Origin of the sequence: Candidatus Infernicultor aquiphilus (assembly GCF_002784285.1) — a bacterium.
GTDB lineage: Bacteria > Atribacterota > Phoenicimicrobiia > Phoenicimicrobiales > Phoenicimicrobiaceae > Infernicultor > Infernicultor aquiphilus.
On sequence record NZ_PFKO01000159.1, the window covers coordinates 1 to 3,144 of the forward strand.

Genomic DNA, 3,144 nt, shown 5'->3' on the forward strand with positions numbered 1-3,144 from the left:
TTCTTCTCGTTGAGGAACTTCTGATAGCTCTACTTCTATTCCACTATCCCCCCGACTGGCCATTTCACCAAGTGCACTGGTAAGGCCTGCCGCTCCACAATCCTGAAGACCCACTACATAGTCTGTTTCAATTAATTCTAAACAAGCCTCAATTAATAATTTTTTAGTAAAAGGATCTCCTATTTGAACCGCTGGACGATCTTCATCCGAATCTTCATCTAATTCTTCTGAAGCAAAGCTTGCCCCTCCGATACCATCTCTACCAGTCCTTGCTCCTACCAATATTACGGGATTCCCTTCCCCTTGAGCTTTTGCCCGAAATATTTTATCTTTTCTGGCTATACCTACGCACATTACATTTACCAGAATATTATTTTGGTAACTCTGTGAAAAATAGGTTTCACCTGCCACGGTTGGTACTCCAATACAATTACCATAAAAAGAGATACCCTCTACCACTCCTTTTAGAAGGTAATGAGTATGAGGATTATCAAGGCTTCCAAACCTTAAAGAATCCAATAAAGCAATTGGACGAGCTCCCATAGCCAATATGTCTCTGACTATTCCTCCGATGCCGGTGGCCGCTCCCTGAAAAGGTTCCACTGCTGAGGGATGGTTATGACTCTCCATTTTCATTACTATAACTTGATCTTCCCCTATATCAATAATTCCCGCATTTTCACCGGGACCCTGGATAATCCATTCCGCAGAAATAGGAAATAATTTAAGAAGTGGTTTGGAATTCTTATAACTGCAATGTTCAGACCACATTACTGAATACATTCCTAATTCTACTGCATTCGGTTCTCTCTTTAAATCTTCTTTTATCTTTTTATATTCAGCCGGGGTAAGCCCCCATTTTTTCCACACTTTTTCTTGGTTATAACTCTTCACTATTAATCTCCTATTTTATCGTATCTCGTTGTTCATATCTTGTATCTCGTCAAAGTAAAAACTTAAAATCATAATTCAAAATTTATAACTTTTCTCAATTTTAAATTTTAAGTTATAGTTTTATATTTTACGCTTTTTTTTAAAATCTAAAATAGAGTTAAAAATATATTTCCCATCAGCAGACCCCAAACAGTCTTCAACGCATCGTTCTGGATGTGGCATCATCCCCAAAACATTACCTCTTTTATTACACACCGCGGCAATGTTATAAATAGAGCCATTAGGATTGGCCTCAGTAGTTATCTCCCCTTTAGCATCACAATATCTAAGAACAATCTGATTATTCTTAATAAGTTCTCTTAAGGTATTTTTATCTACGTAATAATTCCCTTCGCCATGAGCAATAGGTATCTTTAAAACCTGCTCCTTTTCACAAAGGTGAGTATAAGGAGTACTATTATTTTCCACCTTAAGGTATAAATAACGACATAAGAAATGTAAACAGTTATTTTTAATTAATAGACCCGGTAGCAAATCTGCCTCTACTAGAATTTGAAATCCATTACAAATTCCCAATACTAACCCACCGTCATCGGAATACTTTTTTACTGCTTTCATAATCGGTGAAAATCTAGCTATCGCTCCTACTCTTAAATAATCACCATAAGAAAAACCACCGGGAAGAATTATACCATTATAACTCTCTAAATTAGTCTCCCTATGCCAGATAAAGTCTACCTGCACTTTTAAAACATCTCTCAGGGCATAAAAACAATCATAATCACACGTTGAACCAGGAAATTGGATTACCCCAAACTTCACCTATAACACCTCAATTTTATAACTAAAATCTTCTATCACTGGATTGGCCAATAATTTTTTACACATATCTTCAACTCTTTGACGGACTATTTTTTGAGTTTTAGCTTCTATCTTAATATTTAAACATTTTCCTATCCTAACTTCTTTTACTTCTCCAAATCCTAATGATTCTAAAGCATTTTGCGTAGCTGCTCCTTGAGCATCTAAAACTCCTTTTTTTAAATTAATAAATATATTTACCGACCACATTTTACCCTCCTTTATGCAAATTAACCAATTCGCCGATTCTCCAATTTACCAATTTACACTTCGTAGGACAGGCGTTCCCCGTTTTCACGAGGACAGGCTCGCCTGTCTATTATTACACTATCCCCGCTAAACTCTATTTATTATTCGACTTGTTTCTTCTAATACTTTTCGCATAGAAGGAATGTTCTTAAACCATTTCCTCCCGGTAATTTCATTAGTAAAAGCACAATAGGCCATTGTAATTAGCTCTCTTAAATCAGGGGGTAAAGGAGGTGGAGCAAGGTCTACTTTATTTTTCCAGTTCAATTTATCTTTCTTTTTTACCTCACTAATCTCTTGGTACCAAGAAGTCTTTCGATAAAATATCCGAGCAATCTCTTTACTTACTGGAATTCCATCAAAAGTGAAGCGACACTCATCTAAAGTACCCAGAACATCTACTAATAAAAGATTTCTCTTCTCATCAAACCCAAACTCTATCTTACCATCTTCATATTTTAAACCTATTTTTTCTACTTCTTTAGTTATTAATTTATTAACCAATAAGGTTATCCTTTTTATCTCTTTAATATCATCATCTTTAAAATTAACTATCTCCTTAGCTTCTTTCCAATTCAGATATCGATCACTGGATTCAAGCTTGGTAGAAACATCTAAAAAAGGTTGGTTTAAAGTTTGACCAGAGAGGGGAATATCTTTCAAACCTAACTCTTTTAATTTTAAATTCCCTTCTTTTAATCTTTTAAATACACTGGAGCCTTCCGGAAGAGATTTGCGGTAAATAATCTCCAGAGGAATTAAAAAATTATTGTTTTCATGCTTATAAATGGAATAATTATAAAAATTACCTTCTGGTTGGGGTGGTAGTACTCTAATCAATTTTACTTCCATAACCTCAACTGGTTCTTTAATATCAACTAACCTATTTAACTTACCATCTTCTACTAAACCCTGATAATGTGTTTTTATTCCCATAGTCTCCAGTTTTTCAAAAAAATAAGCAGCTGAAAGGCACAAAGATTTACCTTTGTTTTCTATCTGGTCAGGCATCTCCCCCCAATCAAAGACTGAGTAACGATCGGAAAAAACAAATCTTCCTCTACCACTTTTGTTTTTTAATGGCTTTTCTAATACTATTAAATCTTTTACACTCCCCATTAATCAATGCTCCCCTCTACA

Annotated in this window: 4 protein-coding genes; all 4 read right to left on the reverse strand. The window is 35.0% G+C overall.

Annotation, left to right across the window (positions count from 1 at the left end):
- Positions 1–870, reverse strand: an 870-nt coding sequence (locus tag COZ07_RS04400; RefSeq protein WP_406607376.1) for an AIR synthase related protein, incomplete at its 3' end; no start/stop codon positions are given.
- 144 nt (positions 871–1,014) lie between these two features.
- Positions 1,015–1,716 (reverse strand): phosphoribosylformylglycinamidine synthase subunit PurQ, encoded by a 702-nt coding sequence (purQ, locus tag COZ07_RS04405; RefSeq protein WP_406607373.1) that lies wholly within the window; start codon positions 1,714–1,716, stop codon positions 1,015–1,017.
- A complete protein-coding gene (purS, locus tag COZ07_RS04410) occupies positions 1,717–1,965 on the reverse strand; it encodes a phosphoribosylformylglycinamidine synthase subunit PurS (RefSeq protein WP_406607374.1) in 249 nt (82 codons plus the stop codon).
- Between the two features lie 126 nt (positions 1,966–2,091).
- Entirely contained in the window at positions 2,092–3,123 is a 1,032-nt protein-coding gene (gene purC, locus COZ07_RS04415) for a phosphoribosylaminoimidazolesuccinocarboxamide synthase (protein WP_406607375.1), read from the reverse strand.
- Between the last annotated feature and the right edge of the window lie 21 nt (positions 3,124–3,144).